The organism is Geodermatophilus sp. SYSU D00663, assembly GCF_054050655.1.
The window spans coordinates 22,651-46,197 of the sequence record NZ_JBJGZT010000008.1 but is presented as its reverse complement, the minus strand read 5'-3'; the positions used below and the strand labels follow the sequence as shown (position 1 = coordinate 46,197).

Here is a 23,547-nt window from a genome sequence, read left to right as displayed (position 1 = left end):
CCTAGCGTCCGCGGCGTCCGCGGCCCGGTCGGGTGGCCGCACCCCGCTCCCGGAGGACCACCGTGACCGCTGCCGCCCCCGTCCCCGTCGTCTTCGTGCACGGCCTCTGGCTGCACGCGAGCAGCTGGGCGCCGTGGCTGGAGCTGTTCGCCGCCCGCGGCTACGACCCGGTCGCGCCGGGCTGGCCGGGCGAGCCGGCCACCGCCGAGGAGGCGCGGGCGCACCCCGGGGCGGTCGCCGGCGTGGGCATCGGCGACGTCACGCAGCACCACGCCGACGTCATCGCGGGGCTGCCCGCGGCACCGGTGGTGGTGGGCCACTCGTTCGGCGGGCTGGTCGCGCAGAAGCTGCACGGGATGGGCCTGACCCGCGCCTGCGTGGCGCTCTCGCCCGCGCAGTTCCGCGGCAACCTGGTGCTGCCGCCGGCGCAGCTGCGCACGGCCTGGCCGGTGCTCTCGCGCCCCGGTCTGCGGACGGGCACCTGGGCGCACACGCGGGACAGCTGGGCGCGCGGCTTCGCCAGCGCGGTGCCGCGCGAGGAGGCCGACCGTCTCTGGGACGCGTACGCGATCCCCTCCCCCGCGCGGCCGCTGTTCCAGGCGGGGTCCGCCGCGTTCACGCCGCGCAGCGAGGCCGCCGTCGAGACCCGGCGGGAGCGCGGGCCGGTGCTGCTCGTGGCCGCCGGGCTGGACCGCACCGTGCCGGCCGCCGGCGTCCGCGCCGCGTACCGCATCCAGCGGCGGCACGGCACCGGCGTCACCGAGCTGCTCACCTTCCCCGACCGCGGCCACTCCCTCGCCGCCGACTCCGGCTGGGCGGAGGTGGCCGGCGCCGCCCTGGACTTCCTCGCCCGCCACGGCGTCGGCGCGCCGTCCCCCGAGCCGGTGGAGGGCGTCCGCTGAGGTCCGGACCGGCCTCCGCGACCTCCCGTGATCGGCACGGGTGGGGCCGCGACCAGCGGGGTAGGGCCGCCCGGACGGCAGCGCCGGGCCACCCCGGCCCGGCCCCGAGAAGTGGGGAGGCGACCATGGCACTGCCCGAACGGGACTCAGTTGTCGACTGGGTCGGCAGGACGGTGGTCGACCGGCACGGCGCGGAGATCGGCACGGTGACGCACCTGCTCGCCGACGAGGGAACCGGCCGGCCGGAGTGGCTGTACGCGGACATGGCCGGCACGACCGTCGTCGTCCCGCTGTTCGACGCCACCGGCGAGGGCGACCGGGTGCAGGTGGTGGTCGACCGCGGGCTGGTCGACGGCGCCCCGCGCTTCGGCGACAGCCGCGAGCTGACCACCGAGCAGGAGTCCGCGCTGTACCGGCACTACGGCATCGAGGCGAGCACCGAGACCTCCGAGACCCTGCTGCCGGCGCCCGACGCGGAGCCGCCGGCGACCACTGCCGTGGCGGTGTCCGGCGAGGAGGTGGCGCCCCTGCCCACCCCGGACGCCGACGAGGAGCTCCCGCCACCGCCACCGGTGGCCCAGCCCGGCGACGAGGACTTCGGCCGCGCCGACGAGCCCCAGGGCCGGTCGCTGGCCGCCCGCGCCGGCGGGGCCGCGGGCGGGCTCGCCGCGCTGCTGGCGCTCGGCGGCCTGCTGTTCGCGGTGCTGCGGCGGCGCCGGCAGCCGGCCGCCACGGTGTCCCGCCGCGCCCGCCGCGGGGGCAAGGCCGCCCGGCGGACCGGGCGGAAGGCCGCCCGGCAGGCTCGGGCGGTGCCGGCGGCCGGACGGGCGCGGGTGGAGCACCTCGTGGCCGCGGCAGTCCCGGTGGTCACCGACGCCGCCTCGTCGGTGCGGGAGGCCGCCCGCGGCGGCGCGTCCGCGGCCGGACCCGCCGTGGCCAACGCCGCGCACCTCGTCAGCGAGGCCGCCCGCGGTGTCGGCGAGGCCGCCCGCGGCGGCGCGTCCGCGGCCGGGCCCGTCCTGGCGACCGCCGCCCAGCGCGTCGGCGAGGTGACCCGGACCGGCGCCGCGGCGGCCGCTCCCCTGCTGGCCACCACGGGCCAGGCGCTGCAGACCGGCGCCAGCGTCGGTGCGGAGGCCGCGAAGCAGGCCCTCGACGCCCTCCCGGAGCTCACGTCCACGGTGGTCTCCCGGGCCACCGAGGCCGGCGCCGAGATCGGGCAGGCCGCCCTCCGCGCGGCCGCCAGGGTCGGTGGCGCGGTCGAGGCGGTGCCCGAGGAGGTCGCCGAGGTCGGCCACCGCATCCGGAAGCGGGGCAGGCGCGTCGCCCGCCTCACCTCGCTCGGGGCCGGCCTGGGCACCGGCTACGTCGTCGGCGCCCGCTACGGCGACTACGGGCAGATCCAGCAGGCCGCCGCGCGCGTCACCGGCCGGGGCTGACCCGTCGTCATGGTGCCCCCGGGTGCAGGCTCCGTCCTGCACCCGGGGGCACCGCCTCGTTGTGCCGCGGATCACATGAGCCCTAGCCTCCGGGACGGTCCCTGCTCGACTCCCCCGAGGTCAGGTGCACGATGAAGAAGCTCATCAACGACCCGTCCGACGTCGTCTCCGACGCCCTCCGCGGCATGGAGCTGGCGCACCCGGACCTGCTCCGGGTCGACCACGAGAACCGGGTGGTGTTCCGCCGCGACGCGCCCGTGCAGGGCAAGGTCGGCATCGTCTCGGGCGGCGGCTCCGGCCACGAGCCCATGCACGGCGGCTTCGTCGGCCGCGGCATGCTCGACGCCGCCTGCGCCGGGGAGGTCTTCACCTCGCCGGTGCCCGACCAGATGCAGGCGGCCACCGCGGGCGTCTACAGCGGCGCCGGCGTGCTGCACATCGTGAAGAACTACACCGGCGACGTCATGAACTTCGAGATGGCCGCCGAGCTGGTCGCCGCCGAGAGCGGCATCGAGGTGGCCACCGTCGTCGTCGACGACGACGTCGCCGTCACCGACAGCCTCTACACCGCCGGCCGCCGCGGCGTGGGCACCACGGTGCTGCTGGAGAAGATCGTCGGCGCCGCCGCCGAGGAGGGCCGGCCGCTGATCGAGGTGGCCGACCTGGCCAAGCGGGTCGACGACGCCGGCCGCAGCATGGGCATGGCGCTCACCTCCTGCACCGTGCCCGCCGCCGGGACGCCGACCTTCTCCCTCGGCGAGGACGAGATGGAGATCGGCATCGGCATCCACGGCGAGCCCGGCCGGCGCCGGGTGCCGCTGGCTCCCGCCCGCGAGGTCGCCGCGATGCTGGTCGAGCCGATCCTCGCCGACCGGAGGTACACCGACGGCGTCATCTGCTTCGTCAACGGCATGGGCGGCACCCCGCTCATCGAGCTGTACGTGGTCTACGCCGAGGTGGCCGCGATCCTGGAGAAGGCGGGGATCGGGATCGCCCGGTCGCTGGTCGGGCCGTACATGACCAGCCTGGAGATGGCCGGCTGCTCGGTCACCCTCCTGCAGGCCGACGACGAGATGCTGCGGCTGTGGGACGCGCCGGTGGTCACCCCGGGCCTGCGGTGGGGGGCCTGAGCATGGCGGTGGGCACGGAGGACCTCACCGCCTGGCTGCGCCGGTTCGCGGAGTCCGTGCACGAGCAGCGGGACCGGCTGACCGCGCTCGACGCGGCCATCGGCGACGCCGACCACGGCGCCAACATGGACCGCGGCATGACCGCCGTCGTCGCCACGCTGGACGAGTCGCCGCCGGCCGACGCCGCGGCGCTGCTCAAGAAGACCGGCGCCACCCTGGTGAGCAAGGTCGGCGGGGCCAGCGGCCCGCTGTACGGCACGCTGTTCCTGCGGATGGCCGGCGCGGCCGGCGACGGCGACCTCGACGACGCCGCGTTCGCGCGGGCGCTGCGCGCGGGCCTGGACGGCGTGGTCGCCCGGGGCAGGGCCGAGCCCGGCGACAAGACGATGGTCGACGCGCTCGGCCCGGCCTGCGACGCCCTCGACGCCGCGGTGGAGGCGGGCAAGCCGCTGGCCGACGCGCTCGCCGCGGCGGCGGACGCGGCGGCGCAGGGCCGGGACGCGACCGTGCCGATGGTCGCCCGCAAGGGCCGGGCCAGCTACCTCGGCGAGCGCAGCGCCGGGCACCAGGACCCGGGGGCGACGTCGACGGCGCTGCTGGTCGAGGCCGCCGCGGCGACCCTGGGACGCTCGTGAGCGTCGGCCTCGTCGTCGTCTCGCACAGCCGGGCGCTGGCCGACGCCGCCGTCGAGCTCGCGCGGCAGATGCTGCCCGGGCGGGAGCTGGCGATCGCGGTCGCCGCGGGCACGGAGGACGGCGGGCTCGGCACCGACGCCGCCGCGGTGGCCGACGCGGTCGGGCAGGCCGACTCCGGTGACGGCGTCGTCGTGCTCATGGACCTCGGCAGCGCGGTGCTCTCGGCCGAGACCGCGCTGGAGTTCCTCGACGACGACGTCCGGTCGCGGGTGACCCTCTCCCCCGCGCCGCTGGTGGAGGGGCTGGTCGGCGCGGTCGTGCTGGCGTCGACCGGTGCCTCCCGCGAGCAGGTCGCCGCCGAGGCCGAGCGGGGGCTGGCGCCCAAGCAGGCGCACCTGGCGTGACGGCTGGGACGCACGGGACGGCGGCCTTCCCACGGGGACGCCGCCGGCCGATGAGCCGGGCATGCGCGCCAGCCACGTCGCCACCGCACTCGCCGCCTTCACCGCCGGCCTGACCGCCGCGTCCGCGCTGCACCGCCGCGCCGGCCGCCCGGTCCCGACTCCCCTCGTCCACACCGGGGTCGACACCGCCGTCGAGCCGGCCGCGCCGGTCCGGACGCGGGACGCCGTCGTCCTCCCCTTCCCCCGCCCGGCGCTGCCCGCCGAGCAGGTCGTCGAGCAGCCCGCCGCCCGGCCGGCCCGCTGCGGCGACACCGGCGGCGTCACGAAGGCCGGCGCACCCTGCGCCGCCCGCGCCACCAGCGGCGGCCGCTGCCACCACCACCCGCTGGCCGCCTGATCCCGTCGGTCCCCTGCGGTAGACAGCGGGGGTGGGCGCGCGCCGGGGAGCCGAGGTGCTCGACCGGCGCGCGCTCGGCCGCGCCACGCTCGCCCGGCAGCTGCTGCTCCGGCGGGACGGGCGCAGCGTCCTCGACGCGGTCGGCCACCTGGTCGGCCTGCAGGCGCAGGAGCCGCAGGAGCCCTTCGTCGGGCTGTGGTCGCGGCTGACGGCGTTCCGGCCGGCCGGGCTCGACGACCTGCTGGAGTCGCGCCGCGTCGTCCGCACGCTGCTCATGCGCCGGACGCTGCACCTGGTCACCGCCGGGGACTGCCTGCGCCTGCGGCCGGTGCACCGGTCGATGCTCGTCGCCCGGGCGCGCGGCACCCTCGGGCGCCGGCTGCCCGGCGTGGAGTTCGGCGAGCTCGCCGCGGCCGGGGAACCGCGGTTCGCCGAGGCGCCGCGGCTGCTGTCCGAGGTCGGCCGGCTGGTCGGCGACCGCTGGCCGGACGCCGCGGCCCGCGACCTCGGCGACGCGCTGTCCAGCCTGGTGCCGCTGGTGCAGGTCCCGCCGCGCGGACTGTGGCGGCAGCGCGCCCCCGCCCGGAACACCACGGTGCGCGCCTGGCTGGGGCGCGACGTCGAGGACGGGCCGCCCGACGACGTCCTCGACGACCTGGTGCTGCGCTACCTGCGCGCGTACGGGCCGGCGGCGACCGCGGACCTGCGGTCCTGGAGCGGACTGGGCGGCCTCCCGGCGGTGGTCGCCCGGCTGCGGCCGCGGCTGCGGACCTCCCGCGACGAGCGCGGCCGCGAGCTGCTCGACGTCCCCGACGGCCTCCTCCCCGACCGCGACGAGCCCGCGCCGGTGCGCTTCCTGCCCGCGTTCGACAACGCGGTCCTCGGCTACGACGACCGGTCCCGCCTGATCGCCGACGAGCACCGCGGCCTGAGCGTGACCGGAGCCCGCTTCGTCCTGGTCGACGGCACCGTGGCCGCCACCTGGACGACCCGCGACCGGGACGACGGCGGCGTGGCGGTGACCGTGCAGCCGCTGCGGCGGCTCACGCCGGCCGAGCGGGACGACGTCGAGGCCGAGGGCACCGCCCTCGCCGCCTTCCTCGGCGACGGCGTACCGGGACCGGCCGAGGTGACCCGGTGATCAGCGGCTGCCGCCCCCGATCATCGGGTCGTCGCCGTCGTCACGGACGCCCCGCTCGACGCCCTCCGTGGACGGCCCGGCGGTGTAGCCCTCGGGGTGGGACTCCGGGACGAGCACGTCGTCCCGGACGACGGCATCCGGCGGCGGCTGCTCGACCTGGGTGACCTCCGGTGACTGGACGACGCCCTCCGGGGTCTCCGTCCCGACCTCCTGCTGCCCGCCCTCCGACGAGCCCGACGGGCCCGACGAGCCCGACGAGCCCGCGGTGGCCGCGGCCACGCCGGCGGCCGCCGCTCCGGCCACCGCGGCGACCCCGGCCGCGACGGCCGTCCCGGACACGCCCGCCTTGCCGCTGTCCCCGCGCGACCCGTGAGCGGTCTCCGCGGTGGGCGTGCCGACGTCGAGCCCCTCGCCGATCGAGCCGCGCCAGGCCCCGGTGGCGTGGCCCTGGCTCTCGACGAGCGCCTTGAACCGCTCCAGGTCGGACCGGACCTGCCGCTCCACGATGCCGAGCTTGTCGCCGACCTGCTCGACGACGCCCTCGGGCTCGTACTCCAGCTCCAGGTACACGACCGTCGAGTCGGGCCCGGCGGGCTCGAAGCGGACCGCGCCGGCGTTGGTGGCCCCGCTGGTGGCGGCCCAGGCGACCTTCCGGTCCGGCTCCTGCTCGAGGACGGACGCCTCCCACTCCCGCCGGACGCCCGCGATCTCGGCCACCCAGTGCAGGCGCCGGTCGTCGAGCTGGCGGACCTCCTCGACCCCGCCCATGAAGCGCGGGAAGTCCTCGAACTGGGTCCACTGGTCGTACGCCGTGCGGACCGGCACGTCGACCTGGATCGACTTCTCCACCCTGGTGGTCATCGCCGACCTCCTCCGTCTCGGGACGCTGCCCGACGGGTGTGACCTGGACCACCCGTGGTCAAACGGGTCACGCGTCCCACCGGGCGGGCGGAGGTCCTGCTGCTGGTGGCGCGCGGGCTGTCCGACGGCGAGATCGCCGGCGAGCTGTCCCTGGGCCTGCAGACGGCGAGGACCCACGTCAGCAGCCTGCTGCGCGAGCTCGGCGCCCGGGACCGGACGCAGGCCGTCATCGCCGCCCACGAGTCCGGCCTCGTCCCCCTGCGCTGACCGCCGGGTTGCCGGGGAGCGGGTCCTGGGCCAGTGTCTCCTCGCGGTCCGGCCGGAGGAGGGTGCCCGTGGAAGCCGACGTGATCGTCGAGATCCCCAAGGGCTCGCGGAACAGGTACGAGTACGACCACCGGCTCGGCCGCATCCGGCTGCTCCGGATGCTGTTCACCGCCACCGGCTACCCCGGCGACTACGGGTTCGTCCCGGACACCCTCGCCGAGGACGGCGAGCCGATCGACGCCCTGCTGCTGCTCGGCGAGCCGACCTTCCCCGGCTGCCTCGTGCGCGCCCGGGTCATCGCCGTGTTCTGGGTGCACGACGAGCGCGGCCCGGACGCGAAGCTGCTGTGCGTGCCGGCGAGCGACCCGCGGATGGAGCACCTGCAGGAGCTCGAGGACGTCCCCATCCACCAGGTCGCGGAGATCTGGCACTTCTTCGAGATCTACGAGGCGCTGACGCCGGAGAAGTCCGCCGAGACCCGCGGGTGGGAGCGCCGGGCCCAGGCCGTCGCGGCGCTGGAGGACGCGCAGCGGCGGTTCGCCGAGCGGGCCGCCGGTGGGCCGAGGGGATGACAGGGGCTTCCGCCGCGACCGCCGGGACGCCAGGGTGACCCGGTGACCGAGGAGCTGCGGCTGACCACCACCCTCGCACCACGCGGCCCGGCGGCCGCCGTCGTGCTGACCGACGAGCAGGTCGCCGGCCTCGGCGGGGGCGCCAAGGCGTTCCCCGTCCGGGTCACCGTCGGCACGGTGACCGTGGAGGGCCGGGTCGCGCGGATGGGCGGCGAGAACCTCATCGGGCTGAGCAAGGAGCGCCGGGCCGCCCTCGGGGTGGCCATCGGCGACACCGTCGACGTCGTCGTCGCCCTCGACCGGGGCGAGCGCACCGTCGAGGTGCCGCCGGACCTGGCCGAGGCGCTGGCCGCGGCGGGCGTGCGGGAGGCCTTCGACCGGCTGTCGTACACCTCCCGCAAGGAGCACGCGCGGTCGGTGGCCGACGCGAAGAGGCCCGAGACCCGCGCCCGCCGGGTGAGCGCCGTGGTGGACGCCGTCTCCGGCTGAGGCCCCGCCGCACCCCTTTACGGACGATCTCGTCTCACCAAGGGCTGGCGGTCGAGCGCGCACGGTGACGGGCACACCCGGCCCGCTCCGGGCGGCGGACCGGGTGCCTTCCGGGCGGGCCCGGGCGCTCCCACACTGTGCGCGCGCCCTGCGTCGGGCACCTGCCGCACCGGCGGCAGTTCCTCAGAGCCGAGGTGCTCCCGATGACGCAACCCACCCCCTGCCCGATCCTCGACCTGAACCTCGGGCCGCTGGACCTGAACCTGCTGGGCCTGCACGTGCACCTCAACGAGGTGGTGCTCGACGTCGAGGCGATCCCCGGCCCGGGCAACCTGCTGGGCAACCTGCTGTGCGCGATCGCCGGGCTGCTCGACGGCGTCGACCTCGGCGGCGTCCTGGGCAACCTGCTGCAGGAGCTCATCGACGCGCTCATCCGCCTGCTCGAGGGCATCGGCGGGGGCGGCGGCGGAGGCGGCGGCACCGCGCCGGTCGCGCAGCAGGCGGCGGCGTGACCGGCCCCCGGGACCCCGAGCCCGCGGCGGCCGCCGCGGCGGAGCTGGAGCGGCTCCAGGAGCTGCTCCGGCGGGCCGGCCGGGACCGGGCCGACCCCGGGGAGGTGGCGCGGGCGGTCGGGGCCTACTGGCGCGACCACGGCCCGGCGCTGCGGAGCGCGGCGGCCGCCCTCGGCGACTCCGCGCGGGGGCAGGTGCTGGCCGAGCTGTACCGCGTGCGGGACGAGCTCGGCCGGCAGCTGCAGGGTCAGCGGGCGTCGGCGCCCCGCCCACCGGAGCCGGGGACCGCGGACGAGCCTGGCCGAGGCGCCGAGCCGGGCTGAGGCGCCGAGCCGGGCTGAGGCCTCAGAGCGAGAGGACCAGCCCGCGGCGCGGGTCGACGTCGCCGTCCAGCAGCGCCGCCCACGCCTCGGTGACCGCCTGCGCCCCGGTGCGGTGCTCGACGGTCAGCAGCCCGGGCGCCCGGGTCGCGGCGAAGTCCGGCCACGCGGCCGCGATCCGGCGGGCGGACGACGGGTCCAGGGCGGCCGCCGCGTCCTGCGCGGAGAACACCTCCGGCTCGGGCCCGGGCAGGCCGCTGCTCGCGAACGACGCCCGCGTCCAGTGCGTCGCGCCGACCACGACCGACGCCCGCAGGACGCCCGCGGTGCGGCGGTGCACCGCCGCGCGCAGGTCCGGGTCGCCGGCGAGGTCGACCAGCACGGCGCCGCGGTCCGCGGGCAGGGCCCCGACCTCCTCGTAGGTCAGGACGCGGTCGTAGCGGCCGAGCGCCGCCGTGGCCGCGGCGTGCCGGGACGACGTCAGCCCGACCAGCTCCGGCGGGTCCCCGTGCGCGCGGACCGCCGCCGCGGTGCACACGGCGGTGCGGCTCGACGCCGACGTCAGGACCACCACCCCGGCTCCCTCGCGGGCCACGCGGTCGGCGAGCAGCCACCCGGTCTGGAACAGCGGCCGCAGCACCGCCGCGACGTCGTCGAGCCCGGGCGGGAAGCCCGTCTCGGGCAGGGCGCGGGCGTAGCGGCCGTAGACCCGGGCGAGGGAGGCGCGGGCGGCCGAGCGGTCGGCCAGGCCGCCCGGGCCCGCCGCCACCTCGAGGGTGACCCGGCTCGACATCGGCCAGAAGCCGAAGAAGCGGTCCCCCGCCGCGACGCCGTCGACGCCGGAGGCCGTGGCCCGGCCGAAGCCCCAGACCGGGACCCGGCCCCAGCCCTCCGGCGCGGGGAAGTGGTCCCAGTACCGCCAGGCGTCGCCCAGGACGGCGTAGGTGAGGTTGTTCGCGGTCAGCCCGAAGCGCTCGACGGCGAACTGCACCGAGCCCTGCGGCACCCCGGTCCGCGGCGGCTCCCCCGGGTCGCAGCGCACGGTCCGCGGGTCGTCGCGCCGGACGAGGACGTCGACCACGTCGTCCCTCCCCTCTCGTGCCGGGCCGGCGCCGGGATCCCCCGGCGCCGGCCGGGTGGTCTCACGCGCGGCGCGCGGTGAGCAGCAGGTACTCCCAGTCGAGGACGATCCCGTCGGTGCCGCGGTCGTACCGGGCGGCCAGCGCGGCGAGGTCGTGGTCGAGCGCGGCGACCCGCTCGGGGTCGTCGCCGACGTTGCGGTAGGTCGCGATCGTCGGCCCGTAGACCGTCTTCCACGAGTCCCGCCACGCCTCCGGCGACGGGTAACCGCCGACCGTCACGGTCTGCCGGCGGGCGACGACGTCGGTGACGCGGTCGCCGAGCAGGTCGCGGACGTGCCGCTCGTCGCCCCACAGCGGCGGCGGCTGCGCGCCGGGCGGCGGCGGGGGCGCGTAGGGCTTCATCGTCCGGAACATCTCGCCGACGAAGCCCTCCGGCGTCCAGCTGACGAGCCCGATCCGCCCGCCGGGGCGGCACACCCGCACCAGCTCGTCGGCGGCCTGCCGGTGGTGCGGCGCGAACATCACGCCGACGCAGGAGAGGACGACGTCGAAGCTCGCGTCCGGGTAGGGCAGGGCCTCGGCGTCGCCCTCCTCCCACGTCACCTCGGCGCCCTCGCGCGCGGCGAACGCGCGGCCGGCCGGGAACAGCTCCGGCGTGAGGTCCGAGGCCACGACCTCCGCCCCGGTCAGCGCCGCGGGCACGGCGGCGTTGCCGCTGCCGGCCGCGACGTCCAGCACCCGGTCCCCGGGACCCACGCCGGTGGCGGCGACCAGGACCCGGCCCAGCTCGGGGATGAGGTCCCGGGCCACGGAGGGGTAGTCGCCCAGCGCCCACATCGCCCGGTGCTTCGCCTTGAGCGCGCGGTCGGCGGTCGCGTCGATGGTGTCGGTCATCGGGAGTGCTCCTCGTCGTCGTGCGGGGGACGTCCCCGCGGTGTGCCGACGACGCTGGTGCCGGCGGGTTGCAGACCGCGTGCACCGCGGATGCAGCGGTCATGCACCGGCCTGCCCGGCGGCGACCCGGCCGAGTGCGGCGCGGGCCTGCGCGACCGCCGCCGCCTCCGCGGCGCGGGGGTCGCCGGTGGGTGCGCCCTCGGCGGGCGGGCCGAGCGGGGACGGCTTGCCCGCCGCCACCAGGCAGGCGTGCAGGGCCGCGGCGTCCGCCTCCGCGCCCACCCGCTGCAGCAGCCGGGCCACGTAGCGCAGGTCCAGCCACTGCTGCGTCGAGTCGCCGACCCGGTCCCAGTGGTCGATGACGGCGAGCAGCGCGCGGGCGGCCGCCGCCGGGTCGCCGTGCACCGCCCGGGTCGCGGCCGCCTCCATCAGCGCGATGCCGTGCCACCAGAAGTTGTGCACGGCCGCGGCCAGCGCGCCGGCCTCGTCGAACAGCGCCAGCGCCCGGTCGGGGTCGGACTTCTTGAGCACCAGGCCGAGGGCGTAGCGGCCCATCGACTGCGCCGTCGGGTTGGCGGTGGCCTCGGCGACGTCGAGGCTCTCCCGGGCGGCGGCCAGCCCCTCCTCCGGCCGGCGGCGGACCGCCTGGCACACGGCGACGTAGTAGAGCGTCCACACCAGCCGGATCCGGTCGCCGTCGGCCCGGGCCCGCTCCGCCTCGGCCGCGTAGTGGGCCAGCGCGGTGCCGACGTCGCCCTCGTAGAGCGCGACGTCGGCGAGCACGTCGCCCGGGTAGGCGATGCGGGCGGTGCCGGGCAGCGGCAGCCGCCCTCCGGCCAGGCGGGCCGTGGCCCGGGCGCGCGCGAAGTCGCCGCGGTTCCACGCGCCCCGGGCGGCGGCGCCGACGGCGGCCGGGTAGAGCGGGTGGCCGGGGTCCACGACGGGCAGCAGCTGCTCGGCCCAGGCGTAGGCCTCGTAGCCGACCCGCAGGTGCACCAGCTCGGGCACGGCCGAGACCAGCCGCACGGCGAGGTCCCACTCCCGGTCGGCGGCGGCGCGGGTGAACGCGGCGCGCAGGTCGTCGTAGACGCCGAGGGCCTCCTCCGCCCACGCCCGCTCGTCCGGTCCCTGCAGCCCCGCGCCGGCCCGCTCGGCGTAGTCGACGTGGTGGGCGACGTGCCGCCGGGCCAGCTCCGCGGACTCGCCCGCGGCCCCGGCCTGCGCCCGGCCGTAGGCCCGCAGGGTCTCCAGCAGTCCGTAGCGGCTGTGCACCCCGCTGCGGGCCACCACCATGGACCGGTCCACCAGGCGGGTCAGCCGGTCGAGGACGTCGTCCTCGGTGGCGGCGGGGTCGGCGACGGCGTGGACGGCGCGCAGGTCGGCTCCGCCGGCGAACGCCGACATGCCGCGGAACAGCCGCTGCTCGTCCTCGGGCAGCAGCCGGTAGGACCACTCGATCGCGGCCACGAGGCTCTGGTGCCGGGGCACCGGCCCGCGCCCGCCACCGAGCAGCGGGGCGTCCTCCAGCCGGGCGGCCACCTCGCCCGGGCTCATCACCCGCATCCGGGCCGCGGCCAGCTCGATGCCCAGCGGCAGGCCGTCGACGCGGCTGCAGATGGCGGCGACGGCGTCGGCGGCCGCGGGGTCCAGCCGGAAGTCCGGTGTCGCGGCGCGGGCGCGCTGGACGAACAGCGCGGTGGCGTCCGCGAGCGGCAGCGGCGGCACCGGCCACACCTGCTCGCCGTCGACCCCGAGCGGCTCCCGGCTGGTCGCGAGCACCACCACGCGCGGGCAGCGCTGGACGACCTCGGCGACGAGCGCCGCGGCGTGCGGCAGCACGTGCTCGCAGTTGTCGACGACGAGCAGCAGCGACCGCCCGCGCAGGTAGTCGAGCACGGTCTCCTCGACCGACAGCCCCGACCGCTGCCGGATGCGCAGCGCCGCGGCGACGGCGTCCCCGACCGGGCTGCCGTCGGGCAGGGCGGCGAGCTCGCACAGCCACACGCCGTCGTCGAACCGCGCCCGGTCCCGGGCGGCGACCTCCACCGCGAGCCGGGACTTCCCCGTCCCGCCGACGCCGGTCAGCGTCACCAGCGGGCCGGCCCGCAGCGCCTCCAGCACCCGGGCGACCTCGGACTCCCGGCCGACGAACCCGCTGGCCCGGCGGGGCAGGTTGCCCGGCGGCGGCCGCGCGGCGAGGGCGGGGTCGTGCACGAGGATCCGCCGGTACAGCTCCCGGGCCGGCGCGGCGGGCTCCACCCCCAGCTCGTCGTCGAGGCGGGTGCGCAGCTCGTGGAAGGCGGCGAGCGCGTCGGCCTGGTGCCCGGTGGCGTACCGCGCCCGCATGAGCGCCACCGCCGGCCGCTCCCACGTCGGGTGCCGGCGCACCAGCGCCTCGAGCTCGGGCACCGCCTCGGCGGCGCGGCCGAGCTCCACCAGCGCGTCGGCGCGGTCGGCCGCGGCGCCGGTGCGCAGCTCGGTCAGCCGGGCGGCCTCCGCGCCGGCGAAGTCGTCGTCGGCGAACTCGGCGAGCGCGTCGCCCCGCCACAGCGCCAGCGCGGCGTCGAGGTCGGCCAGCGCCCGCGCGGGGTCGCCCGCGGCCGCGGCCGCCCGGGCGGTGCGGACGCGCTGCTCGAACTCGACGGCGTCCAGCGTCGCGCCGTCGAGCTCCAGGCAGTAGCCGGGCGGGCGGTGCCGGAGCGGGGCGGCGTCGCCGAGGACGCCGCGCAGCCGGGAGACGTAGGCGCGCAGCGCCGTGACCGCGCCGTCGGGCGGCGCGTCGCCCCACACCGCGGCGAGCAGCCGGTCGGCGGGCACCACCTCGCCGCGGGCGACCAGCAGCGCCGCGAGCAGGGTGCGCGGCTTGTGCCCGCCGACGGCGACCGGTCCCGAGCCGTCCTCGACCTGCAGCGGGCCCAGGACCCGGAAGTGCAGGTGCGTCGCACCGGTCATCGCTGCCTCGCCTGCAAGCGGACTGCAACGGGCGCGGCCGACCCTAGTGGCGGCCCCGGGAGCGCGACCAGACGCGGACCCGCTCCCGGCCTGCACGAGGAGGGCAGCACCATGACCGCACCGGCCCGGCGGCTCGCCGTCGGCGTGACCCCGATGGAGACCCGTCCCGACGTCGTCCTGCACCTCGCCGACCGCGCCGAGGAGCTGGGGTACGAGGCGTTCCTGCTGGCCGAGGGCTGGGCGCACGACGCGCCGGTCCTGCTCGCCGCGATCGCCACGCGGACCCGGCGGATCCGGCTCGGCACCGGCGTCCTGAACGTGTGGGGGCGCAGCCCCGCGCACCTGGCGATGCTCGCGTCGTCGCTGGACACCCTCTCCGGCGGCCGGTTCGTCCTCGGCCTGGGCGCGGGCTCGCCGCAGCTCGCCGAGGGCCTGCACGACGAGCCGTTCACCGCGCCGGTCGCCCGCCTCGGCGCGGTCACCCGGCAGGTGCGGGCGCTGCTGGCCGGCGAGCGCGTGACGCCGTCGCGGCCGGGCGGGCAGCGGCCGCTGCGGCTGGCCGTGCCGCCGCGGCCGCGCCTCCCGGTGCACCTGGCCGCGCTCGGGCCGGAGGCCGTGCGGCTGGCCGGGGAGGTGGCCGACGCCTGGTACCCGTTCCTGCTCCCCCGGTCCGGCCTGGCGGCGGGCCGCACCCTGCTGCGGGAGGGCGCGGCGGGCGCGGGGCGGCCGGTGCCGCTGGTCAGCCCCGGCATCCCGGTGGCGGTGGCCGACGACCCGGCGGTCGCGCGGGCGACGGCGTCGTGGTGGCTGACCACCTACCTGACGGCGATGGGCCCCCTCTACCCGCGGACGATGCGCCGCGCCGGTCTCGGCACCGCCGTCGACGCGGTGCCGGCCGCCCGGCCCGGGGAGGTGCCCGCGGGGGCGGAGGTGCTGGTCGACGAGCTGCTGCTGCACGGCGACGCCGGCAGCGCGGCGGCGACGCTCGACGCCTGGCGCGGGGCCGGTGCCGAGCTGCCCGTCGTCGTCCTGCCGCCGGGGCGGCCGGTGGCCGAGCTGGACGCCGCGCTCGAGGCACTCAGCCCGCGGCGGGTGCCCGTGCCGGCGTGAGCGGCCCGCCGGGACGGGTTGGCCCGTCTCCTCCTGGGTAGCGGCGGCAGAACCACCGAGCGACTGGAGGAGAGACATGGGCAAGCTGTCGTTGGGACTGGGCCTCGGGGTCGGCTTCGTGCTGGGCGCGCGTGCCGGGCGCGAGCGGTACGAGCAGATCGCGAAGACGGCACGGGACCTGCTGGGCCGGCCGGAGGTGCAGCAGACCCTCGAGAGGGCCCGCGAGGCCGCGCCCGCCCCGCTGCAGGGCGGCATCGACAAGCTCACCGCGCAGGCGTCCGGGGGCGGCGGCACGGGCGGCGGCACGGGCGGCGGCACGGTGGGTGGCACCGTCGGTGGCACCGTCGATGCCGGGACGGTGGCCGCGGGCAGCAACGCCGACGCGGTGGTCCCCCCGACCCCGCCGACGGTCGCGGAGGCGTTCGTCCTCGAGGACGCCGACGTCGAGACGCCGACCACCCCGGCCGCGGACACGCGGACCACCGGGGGGACGGCCGGCCCGGTGCCGGACCCGCTGATCCCGCCCGCCAAGTCGGGCCAGTAGCCGGGAGGCTGCTCGCCCCGTCTCCTCCGGGGTGTCACACGCGGGGCGCGGCCGGTGTCTCCATGTCGACGCCACCGCACACCCTGGAGGAGACATGGCGAGCGGCACCCGGGTCCCCGCGACCGAGATCACCGGCCTGTACGGGGCCCTGCTGAAGACGATGAGCCGCCGGGTGCTCGGCCAGGTGCCCGAGGGCGCCGGCGTCATGTGGCACCACCCGGCGGTGCTCAAGGACTCGATGGCCTTCGGCCGCAAGGTCGACTCCTGGAACCGGCTGGACCCGCACCTCGCGACGTTCGCGGCCATGTCCGCGGCCGCCACCATCGGCTGCGGCTTCTGCCTGGACCTGCACCACTTCCTGGCGAACGACCGCGGGCTCGACGAGGCCAGGGTGCGGGAGGTGCCGCGCTGGCGGGAGTCCGCCGTCTTCACCCCGCTGGAGCGGCGGGTCATGGAGTACGCCGAGGCGATGAGCCGGACCCCGCCGGCCGTGACCGACGAGCTGTCGGCCGCCCTGCTGGACGAGCTGGGACCGGCCGCGCTGGTGGAGCTGACCGCCAGGATCGCCTTCATGAACTCCAGCGCGCGCAGCAACGTCGCCCTCGGCATCCGGTCGCAGGAGTTCTCGGCGTCCTGCGGCCTGCCGCCACTGGCGGCCCCGTCGCGGGACGGCGTCGCCACGGCATGACCGAGGACCCCTTCGTCGCCCACCGCGGCCTGCTGTTCACCGTCGCCTACGAGATGCTCGGCTCCGCCGCCGACGCCGACGACGTGGTGCAGGAGACCTGGCTGCGGTGGGCGGAGGCGGACCGGGCCGCGGTGCGCGACCCGCGGGCCTACCTGGTGCGGATCGTCACCCGCCAGGCGCTCAACCGGCTGCGCACCGTGGCCCGCCGCCGCGAGGAGTACGTCGGCGAGTGGCTGCCCGAGCCGCTGCTGACCAGCCCGGACGTCGCCGAGGACGTCGAGCTGGCGGAGAGCGTGTCGATCGCGGTGCTCACCGTGCTGGAGACCCTGGCACCGACCGAGCGCGCGGTCCTCGTGCTGCACGAGGTGTTCGACGTGCCCTACGACGAGATCGCCGAGGCGGTGGGCCGGTCGGCCGCCGCGGTGCGGCAGATCGCGCACCGGGCGCGGGAGCACGTGGCCGCGCGCCGTCCGCGGACGACGGTCAGCCGCGCCGAGCAGCAGCGGGTCGTCGACCGGTTCCTCGCCGCGCTCACCGCCGGCGACCTGCAGGGCCTCATGGACGTGCTCGCACCCGACGTCGTCGCGGTCGCCGACGGCGGGGGCCTGGCGCCGGCCGTCCTGCGCCCGATCGCGGGCCGGGAACGGCTGGCCCGGGCGCTGTCCCGGTTCGCCGACCTCGTGCCCGACGTGGAGATCACCACGCCGCTCGTCAACGGCGCGGTGGCCCTGCGGATCGACCCGGGCGGCGAGTTCGACACGGCGATCACCGTCGTCGTCGAGGACGGCCGGATCAGCCGGCTGTACGCGATGCGCAACCCGCACAAGCTCGGCCGGCTCGACGAGCCCGCCGACCTCCGGCGGTGACGGCGCCCGTCCTCGGCCGAGCCGCCCGGCCGGCGTGACGACGATCCGTCGGGCGGCCCGGCGCACCGTCCGCCCGGTGCGCGGCGCCCGACCCGGCGGCGGTCAGGCTGCTGCACCGGGCCCGCGAGCCGGGTCAGGCGCGGCCCGCAGCGGGGTGGAGTCGAACCTGATCACCGAGGTGCCCGACACCGGTCCCGGGCCCGCGAGCTCGGCGGCCGTCGGCCGGTGACAGCGCGGCGTCCTGATCCCCATCCGCTGCGCTGACCCGCCGTGGTCCAGGGACTCGCGGACGGCCCGGCCCATCTCGTCCGGCGTCGTCGGCACCAGCGTGCCCGTGGTCTCGTGGACGCGACCACGGTGCCGGACGGTGACGGGCGCGCCCCCGTCGAAGTCGAACCGCCAGGGCGCGTCCGTGGACGCCGTGGGGACGCCGTCGACCAGGTGGAGGTTCACCGGGACCCTGATCCGACGCCCGCTCCGCCGGCCGGTGAACTCGATCAGCATGACACCCCCGATGCGACGTCCCAGCGGGGACGCCAGCAGCGGCCGCACGACGACGTTCACCGCCCTCAGGACAGCAGGCGGCGGAGGTGGGGAGAGCCGGACAGCCCCCGTCGTCCTCGGCATCGGAACGCCTCATCTCGACCGGGTGGCGGCGAGCCAGCGCGCCCTCCGGGCCGGGACCTGGGGCCTCGGCCCTGCCCCGCGACCCATCGGACCCTCACGGGTCGCCGGCCCACGGGGGCGGAGCGTCACCGGGAGCCCCTCCGTCAGACGAGGGAGCCCATCCGGCTCAGCGCGAACCTCGGTTCCACCTCCGCCGCACCGAGCGCGAGGTCGGCGGCCATCCGCCCGATCAGGGCGGCGAACTTGGCGCCGTGTCCGGAGCAGGGCGAGGCCACGACGACGGGGCCGACCCGGTCGAGCAGGAAGTCCTCGTCCGGGGTGACGGTGTAGAGGCAGCTGCCCTGGGCGACCGGTTCCGGGTCCAGGCCGGGCAGCCACTCCCGCACGAAGGCGGTCACCCGCTCGCGCGAGGCCGGGTCGACCACGCCGTCGCGGGTGGACGCCGTCGTCGGCCGGCCACCGTCGTGCTGGGCGACCTTCACCGCCGGGCGCGGCCCTCCGTCGGCGCCGGAGGGCAGGCCGAACAACTGCAGGTCCCCCTTGTGCACGAAGGTCGGCCAGGCGGCGGCTTGGTCGCGCTGACGGAAGTGGAAGACCTGCTGCTGGGTCACGGTGAGCGGCGGGAGCGGGAGGCCGAGCGGCAGCTCGGGCAGCCACGGTCCGGCCGCGACGACGACGCTGCCCGCCGTCAGCTCCGGCCCGTCGGTGACCACCCGCGCGCCGCCTCCGTCGGGTTCGACGGCGAGGACACGGGTGCGCTCGAGCACGGCCCCGCCGAGCCCTCGCACGCGCCGCACCCAGGCGGCGACCGCGGCGTCGGCGTCGAGCACCGCGCCCTCGGGGTGGAAGAGCACCGGCCCGTCGAAGCGCATCCCCGGCCAGCGGGCCTCCGCCTCCCCCGCCGACAGCAGCTCGTGCGGCACGCCCTCGGCGGCCATCAGCCGGGCCAGCCCCACGGGGTCGCGACGGGCGCCGGTGTCGAGGCCGCCGGTGGTGCGCAGCAGCGCCGTCCCGGTGTCGTCCTCGGCCTCGGCCCAGGCGTCGTACGCGCGGCCGGTCAGCCGGACCCAGAACGGGTCGGCGTAGGCCCGGCGCACGATGCGGGAGGTGCCGTGCGAGCTGCCGTGGACGTGCCCGGCGCCGAAGGCCTCGACCAGCGCCACGGAGACCCCGCGCCGGGCCAGCTGCCACGCCGTCGCCGAGCCCATCAGGCCGGCACCGACGACGGCGACGTCGACCCGCAGGTCGCTCACAGCCCGCCCTGCCCGGGGATCCAGGACGTGCCGGCCAGCGGCACGCGGGCCATCGCGGCGGCCTCGATGGTGAGCGCCACCAGGTCCTCGGGCTCCAGCGAGTGCAGGTGCGCCTTGCCGCAGGCGCGGGCGATGACCTGGGCCTCCATGGTCATCACGCGGATGAGGTTGGCCAGCCGCCGGCCGCCGACGACCGGGTCCAGGCGGGCCGCGAGCTCCTCGTCCTGGGTGGTGATGCCCGCCGGGTCGCGGCCGGCCTGCCAGTCGTCGTAGAAGCCGGCCGCCGAGCCCAGCGCCCGGTACTCCGCGTCGAGGTGCGGGGCGTTGTCACCCAGGGCGACCAGCGCCGCGGTCCCGATCGCGACGGCGTCGGCACCGAGCGCCATGCACTTGGCGAGGTCGGCGCCGTTGCGGATCCCGCCGGACACGACCAGCTGGACCTGCCGGTGCAGTCCCTCCTCCTGCAGCGCCTGCACCGCCTGCGGGAGGGCGGCCAGCGTCGGGATGCCGACGTGCTCGATGAACACCTCCTGCGTCGCCGCGGTGCCGCCCTGCATGCCGTCGAGCACGATGACGTCGGCGCCGGCCTTGGCCGCGAGCTTGACGTCGTAGTAGGTGCGGCTGGCGCCGATCTTGACGTAGATCGGCTTCTCCCAGTCGGTGATCTCCCGGAGCTCACCGATCTTGATCTCGAGGTCGTCGGGGCCGGTCCAGTCCGGGTGGCGGCAGGCGCTGCGCTGGTCGACGCCCATGGGCAGGGTGCGCATCCCGGCGACCCGCTCGGTGATCTTCTGGCCGAGCAGCATCCCGCCGCCGCCGGGCTTGGCGCCCTGGCCCAGGACGACCTCGATCGCGTCGGCGGCCCGCAGGTGGTCGGGGTTCATGCCGTAGCGGGAGGGCAGGTACTGGTAGACGAGGTGCTTGGACTGGCCGCGCTCCTCCGGTGTCATGCCGCCGTCGCCGGTGGTGGTGCTCGTGCCGACCTCGCTGGCGCCGCGCCCCAGCGCCTCCTTGGCCCGGCCCGACAGCGCGCCGAAGCTCATCCCGGCGATGGTCACCGGGGTGGACAGGTGCAGCGGGTACGTGGCGTGGCGGTCGCCGAGGACGACGTCGGTGTCGCAGCGCTCCCGGTACCCCTCCAGCGGGTAGCGGGACATGCTCGCGCCGAGGAAGAGCAGGTCGTCGAAGTGCGGCACCCGGCGCTTGGCGCCGCCGCCGCGGATGTCGTAGATGCCGGTCTCAGCGGCGCGCTGGATCTCGGCGATGGTGGCGCGGTCGAAGGTCGCGGACTCGCGGAGCACGGGGATCCCCCTCAGTACGCCGAGGCGTTGTCGACGTGGAAGTTGTAGAGACGGCGGGCCGAGCCGTAGCGCCGGAAGTCCCGGGGGTCGGCGTCGATGCCGGCGGCGGAGAGCAGGCCGGCGAGCTCGGCCAGGTGCTCGGGCCGGACCTCCTTCTCCACGCAGTCCGCCCCGAGGCTCTTCACCGATCCGGCGACGTAGATCCGGGCCTCGTAGAGCGAGTCGCCGAGCGCGTCGCCGGCGTCGCCGCACACGACCAGCCGACCGGCCTGTCCCATGAAGGCGCTCATGTGCCCGACGTCGCCGCCGACGACGATGTCCACGCCCTTCATCGAGATCCCGCAGCGGGCCGACGCGGAGCCCTCGACGACCAGCAGACCGCCGTGCGCCGTCGCCCCGGCCGACTGGGAGGCGTTGCCGCGGACCCGCACCGTGCCGCTCATCATGTTCTCGGCGACCCCGACCCCGGCGTTGCCCTCGACGGTCACCGTCGCCAGCTGGTTCATCCCGGCGCAGTAGTAGCCGACGTGTCCCTCGATGCGGACGTCGACCGCCGCGTCGAGCCCGACGGCGATGTTGTGCCGCCCGGCAGGTGAGGTGACCCGCCACGCGGACGCCTTGTCCGCGACGTCCGGGGCGTGCAGGGCCGCGTTGAGCTCGCGCACGCCGGTGAGGGACAGGTCGACGACGGCGGGCTCCACCGTGACGTCGGTCGTGCTCAGCGCTGCCATGCGTAGACCTCTTCCGGCTCGGGCTCGAAGATGCGGGCGGCCTCGACGCCGGGCAGGCCGGCCAGGGCGCGGTACTCCGACGCCATGGCGACCCACTGCGGGGTCTCGGCGACGACGGCGGGCTTGCAGGCGATGGCGTCGCGGACGACGGCGAAGCTGTCGCGGGTGCTGACCAGCAGCGTGTAGAAGCCGTCGAAGCGCTCGCACAGCAGCTTCAGCGACTTCTCCAGGTCGTAGCCGGCGGCCAGCTGGGCGGCGACGAAGCGGGCGCCGACCTCGGAGTCGTTGTCGCTGTCGAAGACCGCGCCGGCGGCCCGCAGCTCGCGGCGGATGGTGGCGTGGTTGGCGAAGGAGCCGTTGTGCACCAGGCACTGGTCGGTCCCGACGGAGAAGGGGTGGCAGTGCGCGGGGGTGACCGCCGACTCCGTGGCCATCCGGGTGTGCGCCACGCCCTGCCAGCCCTGCGCGGCCGCCAGGCCGAACTCGGCGGCCAGGGCCTGCGGGTGCCCGACGCCCTTGAGGACGGCGACCTCCTCCCCGGCACCGATGACCACCGCGCCCGGGACGGTCTCGCGGACGGCGGCGGCGAGCGCGCCGGGGTCGGTCGCCGCGTGGACGACCAGCGTCTGGCCGGCGTCCACCACCCCGGCCTCGGGGAAGGCGGCGCGCACGGCGGTGGCGACGTCGTCGGCGGTCCGGTCGCCGGTGAGCAGCGAGACCGACGCCTCGCCGACCGGGGACCAGCGCGGGTCGCCGTAGACGGCGACGCCGGCGGAGTCCGGGCCGCGCTCGGTGACCTGGCAGAGCATGCCGGTCAGCAGCTCGCCCAGCCGGGGGTACAGGGAGGGCTCCCGCAGGTGGAGCCCGACGATCCCGCACATCGCAGGACGGTTCCTCTCGTCGGTCGGTCGGGTCAGAACGCGGTCACGTAGCGGTCGACCTCCCAGGGGGTCACCTGCCCGTGCCACTCGAAGAACTCCTCGCGCTTGAGGCCGGCGAAGTACTCGCAGACCCCGGGCCCGGCCGCGTCCAGGGCCGCGGCGACCACCGGGTCGGCCTGCAGCGCCTCGACCGCGTGCAGCAGCGTCGGCGGCAGCGGGCTGCTGGTGGTGGCGCCGGGGTCGCCGGGGTCCAGGCCGCGGCGCACCCCGTCGAGGCCGGCGGCCAGCGCCGCCGCCGCGGCGAGGTAGGGGTTGGCCGAGCCGTCACCGCCGCGCAGCTCCACGCGGTTGCCGTCGGGGACGCGCAGCAGGTGGGTGCGGTCGTTGCCGCCGTAGGACGCCGTGCGCGGGGACCAGGTCGCGCCGGACCGGGTGGAGCTGGCGCCGGTGCGCTTGTAGGCGTTCACCGTCGGGGCGAGCACCGCCTGCAGGCCGCAGGCGTGCTCGATCAGACCGGCCACGAAGGAGTACGCCAGCGGGGAGAGACCCAGGCCGCGGGGGTCGGCGGGGTCCGGGAAGGCCGGCTCACCGTCCCGCCACAGCGACAGGTGCATGTGCAGCCCGCTGCCGGTCCGGTCGGTGAACGGCTTGCCCATGAAGGTCGCGGTCATGCCGCGCTGCTCGGCGAGCACCGACAGCAGGTAGCGCAGGGTGACCACCCGGTCGGCGGTGGTCAGGGCGTCGGAGTAGGCGAAGTTCTGCTCGAACTGGCCGTTGCCGTCCTCGTGGTCGTTGGCGTAGTTGCCCCAGCCCAGCGAGTTGATCGCCTTGGACACCTCGGTCAGGTGGTCGTACATGCGGGTCAGCCCGCGGGCGTCGTAGCAGGGCCGGGCCGCGGTGTCCTTCGGGTCGGCCGGCCGCAGGGCGCCGTCCGGGCCGCGCTCGACGAGGAAGTACTCGACCTCGGCACCGACCTTGAGCTCCAGGCCCAGCTCGGCGGCGCGGGCCAGCTGCGCCTTGAGCAGCACCCGGGGCGCGTACGGCCAGGGCCGGCCCTCCACGTGCGGGTCGCAGTGCACGATCGCCAGCCCCGGCCGGATGAAGGGCACCGGCATGTAGGACGACGGGTCGGGGACGGCCATCAGGTCGGGGTCCCTCGGCTCCTGCCCCATCGCGCCGACCGCGTAGCCGGCGAAACCCACGCCCTCGGTCTCCAGCTCCTCGACCGCCTCGACCGGCACCAGCTTGGCGCAGGGCTTGCCGGTGAGGTCGACGAACAGCGCCATGACGAACTCGATCCCGTCGGCGCGGGCGCGGCGCGCCAGCTCTCCTCCGGTGGGCAGCTCGACGGGCGCCGGCGGGGCCTCGGGGCGGGTGGCGGTGAGCGACACGGGTCCTCCCGGGTGGTCGAGGTGTTCACTGCTGTGAACCTCTGTCGCCCCGGAGTGAACAGGCTGCGTGTTTCCGCGACGTGACCGTCCGGGGAGATCCCTGTTTCCTCCTGTCCCCGGGCAGCGGGCGCCGGGCCACACGGCGGCGGCCCGCCGTC

Annotated in this window: 26 protein-coding genes; 16 read left to right on the top strand and 10 right to left on the bottom strand. The window is 77.1% G+C overall.

What is annotated here, in order from left to right:
* Nucleotides 1-62 precede the first annotated feature (62 nt).
* The 7 genes from ACI79Z_RS07950 (at nucleotide 63) to ACI79Z_RS07920 (ending at nucleotide 6,048) form a co-directional block, all read left to right on the top strand.
* Nucleotides 63-902, top strand: a complete 840-nt coding sequence (locus tag ACI79Z_RS07950; protein ID WP_456902273.1) for an alpha/beta hydrolase — start codon at nucleotides 63-65, stop codon at nucleotides 900-902.
* A gap of 125 nt (nucleotides 903-1,027) precedes the next feature.
* The gene (locus ACI79Z_RS07945) at nucleotides 1,028-2,341 is read left to right on the top strand and encodes a PRC-barrel domain-containing protein (protein WP_456902272.1); all 1,314 of its coding nucleotides are present in this window, start codon (nucleotides 1,028-1,030) and stop codon (nucleotides 2,339-2,341) included.
* A gap of 131 nt (nucleotides 2,342-2,472) precedes the next feature.
* Entirely contained in the window at nucleotides 2,473-3,471 is a 999-nt protein-coding gene (gene dhaK, locus ACI79Z_RS07940) for a dihydroxyacetone kinase subunit DhaK (protein WP_387986441.1), read from the top strand.
* 2 nt (nucleotides 3,472-3,473) lie between these two features.
* Nucleotides 3,474-4,106 (top strand): dihydroxyacetone kinase subunit DhaL, encoded by a 633-nt coding sequence (dhaL, locus tag ACI79Z_RS07935; protein ID WP_387986443.1) that lies wholly within the window; start codon nucleotides 3,474-3,476, stop codon nucleotides 4,104-4,106.
* On the top strand, nucleotides 4,103-4,510 hold the full coding sequence (gene dhaM, locus ACI79Z_RS07930) for a dihydroxyacetone kinase phosphoryl donor subunit DhaM (RefSeq protein ID WP_387986445.1): 408 nt from the start codon (nucleotides 4,103-4,105) through the stop codon (nucleotides 4,508-4,510). The genes dhaL and dhaM overlap by 4 nt, the downstream gene beginning before the upstream one ends.
* Before the next feature lie 61 nt (nucleotides 4,511-4,571).
* The gene (locus ACI79Z_RS07925; protein ID WP_456902271.1) at nucleotides 4,572-4,907 is read left to right on the top strand and encodes a hypothetical protein; all 336 of its coding nucleotides are present in this window, start codon (nucleotides 4,572-4,574) and stop codon (nucleotides 4,905-4,907) included.
* A 31-nt stretch (nucleotides 4,908-4,938) separates the two neighbouring features.
* Entirely contained in the window at nucleotides 4,939-6,048 is a 1,110-nt protein-coding gene (locus ACI79Z_RS07920; protein ID WP_456902270.1) for a winged helix DNA-binding domain-containing protein, read from the top strand.
* On the opposite strand, the gene ACI79Z_RS07915 is transcribed toward ACI79Z_RS07920, so the two are convergent.
* Nucleotides 6,049-6,909, bottom strand: a complete 861-nt coding sequence (locus ACI79Z_RS07915) for an SRPBCC family protein (RefSeq protein WP_387986452.1) — start codon at nucleotides 6,907-6,909, stop codon at nucleotides 6,049-6,051.
* Between the two features lie 54 nt (nucleotides 6,910-6,963).
* Between ACI79Z_RS07915 and ACI79Z_RS07910 the strand changes: the two genes are divergently transcribed.
* From ACI79Z_RS07910 to ACI79Z_RS07890, 5 genes are all read left to right on the top strand, one after another.
* Nucleotides 6,964-7,176 carry a response regulator transcription factor gene (locus tag ACI79Z_RS07910; RefSeq protein WP_456902269.1) on the top strand — a complete coding sequence of 71 codons (213 nt, stop codon included), beginning with the start codon at nucleotides 6,964-6,966 and terminating at the stop codon, nucleotides 7,174-7,176.
* 68 nt (nucleotides 7,177-7,244) lie between these two features.
* The gene (locus ACI79Z_RS07905; RefSeq protein WP_387986457.1) at nucleotides 7,245-7,748 is read left to right on the top strand and encodes an inorganic diphosphatase; all 504 of its coding nucleotides are present in this window, start codon (nucleotides 7,245-7,247) and stop codon (nucleotides 7,746-7,748) included.
* Nucleotides 7,749-7,790: 42 nt separating this feature from the next.
* Nucleotides 7,791-8,237, top strand: a complete 447-nt coding sequence (locus tag ACI79Z_RS07900; RefSeq protein ID WP_456902268.1) for a YdeI/OmpD-associated family protein — start codon at nucleotides 7,791-7,793, stop codon at nucleotides 8,235-8,237.
* A gap of 203 nt (nucleotides 8,238-8,440) precedes the next feature.
* Complete coding sequence (locus ACI79Z_RS07895; protein WP_387986462.1) at nucleotides 8,441-8,749, top strand: hypothetical protein; 309 nt, start codon at nucleotides 8,441-8,443, stop codon at nucleotides 8,747-8,749.
* Nucleotides 8,746-9,072, top strand: a complete 327-nt coding sequence (locus ACI79Z_RS07890; RefSeq protein ID WP_456902267.1) for a hypothetical protein — start codon at nucleotides 8,746-8,748, stop codon at nucleotides 9,070-9,072. The genes ACI79Z_RS07895 and ACI79Z_RS07890 overlap by 4 nt, the downstream gene beginning before the upstream one ends.
* A gap of 22 nt (nucleotides 9,073-9,094) precedes the next feature.
* Here ACI79Z_RS07890 and ACI79Z_RS07885 read toward each other — a convergent pair whose 3' ends face one another.
* The 3 genes from ACI79Z_RS07885 to ACI79Z_RS07875 form a co-directional block, all read right to left on the bottom strand.
* Nucleotides 9,095-10,150, bottom strand: coding sequence for a DUF2855 family protein (locus ACI79Z_RS07885; protein WP_456902266.1), 1,056 nt, complete (start codon nucleotides 10,148-10,150; stop codon nucleotides 9,095-9,097).
* 61 nt (nucleotides 10,151-10,211) lie between these two features.
* Complete coding sequence (locus tag ACI79Z_RS07880) at nucleotides 10,212-11,045, bottom strand: class I SAM-dependent methyltransferase (RefSeq protein ID WP_387986468.1); 834 nt, start codon at nucleotides 11,043-11,045, stop codon at nucleotides 10,212-10,214.
* Between the two features lie 99 nt (nucleotides 11,046-11,144).
* Nucleotides 11,145-13,997 (bottom strand): AfsR/SARP family transcriptional regulator, encoded by a 2,853-nt coding sequence (locus ACI79Z_RS07875; protein ID WP_456902265.1) that lies wholly within the window; start codon nucleotides 13,995-13,997, stop codon nucleotides 11,145-11,147.
* Between the two features lie 111 nt (nucleotides 13,998-14,108).
* Here ACI79Z_RS07875 and ACI79Z_RS07870 point away from each other — a divergent pair, with 111 nt between their 5' ends.
* The 4 genes from ACI79Z_RS07870 (at nucleotide 14,109) to ACI79Z_RS07855 (ending at nucleotide 17,205) form a co-directional block, all read left to right on the top strand.
* Complete coding sequence (locus tag ACI79Z_RS07870) at nucleotides 14,109-15,107, top strand: LLM class flavin-dependent oxidoreductase (RefSeq protein WP_456902264.1); 999 nt, start codon at nucleotides 14,109-14,111, stop codon at nucleotides 15,105-15,107.
* 76 nt (nucleotides 15,108-15,183) lie between these two features.
* Nucleotides 15,184-15,651 carry a hypothetical protein gene (locus ACI79Z_RS07865; protein WP_456902263.1) on the top strand — a complete coding sequence of 156 codons (468 nt, stop codon included), beginning with the start codon at nucleotides 15,184-15,186 and terminating at the stop codon, nucleotides 15,649-15,651.
* 94 nt (nucleotides 15,652-15,745) lie between these two features.
* On the top strand, nucleotides 15,746-16,339 hold the full coding sequence (locus tag ACI79Z_RS07860; RefSeq protein WP_456902262.1) for a carboxymuconolactone decarboxylase family protein: 594 nt from the start codon (nucleotides 15,746-15,748) through the stop codon (nucleotides 16,337-16,339).
* Nucleotides 16,336-17,205: an RNA polymerase sigma-70 factor gene (locus tag ACI79Z_RS07855; RefSeq protein ID WP_456902261.1), complete on the top strand. Its 870-nt coding sequence runs from the start codon at nucleotides 16,336-16,338 to the stop codon at nucleotides 17,203-17,205. The genes ACI79Z_RS07860 and ACI79Z_RS07855 overlap by 4 nt, the downstream gene beginning before the upstream one ends.
* A 102-nt stretch (nucleotides 17,206-17,307) precedes the next feature.
* On the opposite strand, the gene ACI79Z_RS07850 is transcribed toward ACI79Z_RS07855, so the two are convergent.
* The 6 genes from ACI79Z_RS07850 to glnT form a co-directional block, all read right to left on the bottom strand.
* Nucleotides 17,308-17,769 (bottom strand): hypothetical protein, encoded by a 462-nt coding sequence (locus tag ACI79Z_RS07850; protein ID WP_456902260.1) that lies wholly within the window; start codon nucleotides 17,767-17,769, stop codon nucleotides 17,308-17,310.
* Nucleotides 17,770-17,975: 206 nt separating this feature from the next.
* Entirely contained in the window at nucleotides 17,976-19,085 is a 1,110-nt protein-coding gene (locus ACI79Z_RS07845; RefSeq protein WP_456902259.1) for an FAD-dependent oxidoreductase, read from the bottom strand.
* Entirely contained in the window at nucleotides 19,082-20,386 is a 1,305-nt protein-coding gene (locus ACI79Z_RS07840; protein ID WP_456902258.1) for an FMN-binding glutamate synthase family protein, read from the bottom strand. Before ACI79Z_RS07840 ends, ACI79Z_RS07845 begins: the two co-directional genes overlap by 4 nt.
* A gap of 11 nt (nucleotides 20,387-20,397) precedes the next feature.
* On the bottom strand, nucleotides 20,398-21,117 hold the full coding sequence (locus ACI79Z_RS07835) for a GltB/FmdC/FwdC-like GXGXG domain-containing protein (RefSeq protein WP_456902257.1): 720 nt from the start codon (nucleotides 21,115-21,117) through the stop codon (nucleotides 20,398-20,400).
* The gene (locus ACI79Z_RS07830; RefSeq protein ID WP_456902256.1) at nucleotides 21,105-21,998 is read right to left on the bottom strand and encodes a hypothetical protein; all 894 of its coding nucleotides are present in this window, start codon (nucleotides 21,996-21,998) and stop codon (nucleotides 21,105-21,107) included. The genes ACI79Z_RS07835 and ACI79Z_RS07830 overlap by 13 nt, the downstream gene beginning before the upstream one ends.
* Before the next feature lie 32 nt (nucleotides 21,999-22,030).
* Nucleotides 22,031-23,389, bottom strand: coding sequence for a type III glutamate--ammonia ligase (gene glnT, locus ACI79Z_RS07825; protein WP_387986493.1), 1,359 nt, complete (start codon nucleotides 23,387-23,389; stop codon nucleotides 22,031-22,033).
* Nucleotides 23,390-23,547: the final 158 nt, after the last annotated feature.

What these genes read in the sequence shown, in the direction of transcription:
- ACI79Z_RS07945 (WP_456902272.1), top strand. Translation starts at nt 1,028, where the DNA reads ATGGCACTGCCCGAACGGGACTCAGTTGTCGACTGGGTCGGCAGGACG.
- dhaK (WP_387986441.1), top strand. Translation starts at nt 2,473, where the DNA reads ATGAAGAAGCTCATCAACGACCCGTCCGACGTCGTCTCCGACGCCCTC.
- dhaL (WP_387986443.1), top strand. Translation starts at nt 3,474, where the DNA reads ATGGCGGTGGGCACGGAGGACCTCACCGCCTGGCTGCGCCGGTTCGCG.
- ACI79Z_RS07925 (WP_456902271.1), top strand. Translation starts at nt 4,572, where the DNA reads ATGCGCGCCAGCCACGTCGCCACCGCACTCGCCGCCTTCACCGCCGGC.
- ACI79Z_RS07915 (WP_387986452.1), bottom strand. Translation starts at nt 6,909, where the DNA reads ATGACCACCAGGGTGGAGAAGTCGATCCAGGTCGACGTGCCGGTCCGC.
- ACI79Z_RS07895 (WP_387986462.1), top strand. Translation starts at nt 8,441, where the DNA reads ATGACGCAACCCACCCCCTGCCCGATCCTCGACCTGAACCTCGGGCCG.
- ACI79Z_RS07880 (WP_387986468.1), bottom strand. Translation starts at nt 11,045, where the DNA reads ATGACCGACACCATCGACGCGACCGCCGACCGCGCGCTCAAGGCGAAG.
- ACI79Z_RS07875 (WP_456902265.1), bottom strand. Translation starts at nt 13,997, where the DNA reads ATGACCGGTGCGACGCACCTGCACTTCCGGGTCCTGGGCCCGCTGCAG.
- ACI79Z_RS07870 (WP_456902264.1), top strand. Translation starts at nt 14,109, where the DNA reads ATGACCGCACCGGCCCGGCGGCTCGCCGTCGGCGTGACCCCGATGGAG.
- ACI79Z_RS07865 (WP_456902263.1), top strand. Translation starts at nt 15,184, where the DNA reads ATGGGCAAGCTGTCGTTGGGACTGGGCCTCGGGGTCGGCTTCGTGCTG.
- ACI79Z_RS07860 (WP_456902262.1), top strand. Translation starts at nt 15,746, where the DNA reads ATGGCGAGCGGCACCCGGGTCCCCGCGACCGAGATCACCGGCCTGTAC.
- ACI79Z_RS07855 (WP_456902261.1), top strand. Translation starts at nt 16,336, where the DNA reads ATGACCGAGGACCCCTTCGTCGCCCACCGCGGCCTGCTGTTCACCGTC.
- ACI79Z_RS07835 (WP_456902257.1), bottom strand. Translation starts at nt 21,117, where the DNA reads ATGGCAGCGCTGAGCACGACCGACGTCACGGTGGAGCCCGCCGTCGTC.
- ACI79Z_RS07830 (WP_456902256.1), bottom strand. Translation starts at nt 21,998, where the DNA reads ATGTGCGGGATCGTCGGGCTCCACCTGCGGGAGCCCTCCCTGTACCCC.